This is a genomic window from Vagococcus vulneris (genome assembly GCF_003950515.1).
In the GTDB taxonomy this organism is placed as follows: Bacteria; Bacillota; Bacilli; order Lactobacillales; family Vagococcaceae; genus Vagococcus; species Vagococcus vulneris.
The window spans coordinates 1-1,672 of record NZ_NGJS01000038.1 but is presented as its reverse complement, the minus strand read 5'-3'; the positions used below and the strand labels follow the sequence as shown (position 1 = coordinate 1,672).

At 52.0% G+C, this 1,672-nt stretch carries 1 rRNA gene; it reads right to left on the bottom strand.

Features of this window, described 5'->3' with window-relative positions:
* Nucleotides 1-65: 65 nt before the first annotated feature.
* Nucleotides 66-1,623, bottom strand: a 16S ribosomal RNA gene (locus tag CBF37_RS11450).
* Between the last annotated feature and the right edge of the window lie 49 nt (nt 1,624-1,672).

The following is a 1,672-nucleotide window of genomic DNA, read 5'->3' as shown; positions in this document are numbered from 1 at the left end:
GAGAGTAGACCTCTCAAAACTGAACAAAGTAAAGTTAACCAATGTGTTTCCGTAATTATCCTTAGAAAGGAGGTGATCCAGCCGCACCTTCCGATACGGCTACCTTGTTACGACTTCACCCCAATCATCTATCCCACCTTAGGCGGCTGGCTCCCGAAGGTTACCTCACCGACTTTGGGTGTTACAAACTCTCGTGGTGTGACGGGCGGTGTGTACAAGGCCCGGGAACGTATTCACCGTGGCATGCTGATCCACGATTACTAGCGATTCCGGCTTCATGTAGGCGAGTTGCAGCCTACAATCCGAACTGAGAACAGCTTTAAGAGATTAGCTAAACCTCGCGGTCTCGCAACTCATTGTACTGTCCATTGTAGCACGTGTGTAGCCCAGGTCATAAGGGGCATGATGATTTGACGTCATCCCCACCTTCCTCCGGTTTGTCACCGGCAGTCTTGCTAGAGTGCCCAACTGAATGATGGCAACTAACAATAAGGGTTGCGCTCGTTGCGGGACTTAACCCAACATCTCACGACACGAGCTGACGACAACCATGCACCACCTGTCACTTTGCCCCCGAAGGGGAAGCTCTATCTCTAGAGTGGTCAAAGGATGTCAAGACCTGGTAAGGTTCTTCGCGTTGCTTCGAATTAAACCACATGCTCCACCGCTTGTGCGGGCCCCCGTCAATTCCTTTGAGTTTCAGCCTTGCGGCCGTACTCCCCAGGCGGAGTGCTTAATGCGTTAACTGCGGCACTGAAGGGCGGAAACCCTCCAACACCTAGCACTCATCGTTTACGGCGTGGACTACCAGGGTATCTAATCCTGTTTGCTCCCCACGCTTTCGAGCCTCAGCGTCAGTTACAGACCAGAGAGTCGCCTTCGCCACTGGTGTTCCTCCATATATCTACGCATTTCACCGCTACACATGGAATTCCACTCTCCTCTTCTGCACTCAAGTCCTCCAGTTTCCAATGACCTTCCTCGGTTGAGCCGAGGGCTTTCACATCAGACTTAAAAGACCGCCTGCGCTCGCTTTACGCCCAATAAATCCGGACAACGCTTGCCACCTACGTATTACCGCGGCTGCTGGCACGTAGTTAGCCGTGGCTTTCTGGTTAGATACCGTCAAGGCGGGAACAGTTACTCTCCCACTTGTTCTTCTCTAACAACAGAGTTTTACGATCCGAAAACCTTCTTCACTCACGCGGCGTTGCTCGGTCAGACTTTCGTCCATTGCCGAAGATTCCCTACTGCTGCCTCCCGTAGGAGTCTGGGCCGTGTCTCAGTCCCAGTGTGGCCGATCACCCTCTCAGGTCGGCTATGCATCATGGTCTTGGTAGGCCGTTACCCCACCAACTAACTAATGCACCGCGGGCCCATCCACCAGTGACACCGAAGCGTCTTTTATCCTGTTGCCATGCGACAACAGGAATTATGCGGTATTAGCACCTGTTTCCAAGTGTTATCCCCCTCTGATGGGCAGGTTGCCCACGTGTTACTCACCCGTCCGCCACTCATTTCTTTTCGGTGGAGCAAGCTCCGGTGAAAAGAAATGCGTTCGACTTGCATGTATTAGGCACGCCGCCAGCGTTCGTCCTGAGCCAGGATCAAACTCTCAATAAAAGTATGATAACATCTTGCGATGTTTAGCTCATTAATTTAAAACTTGCTA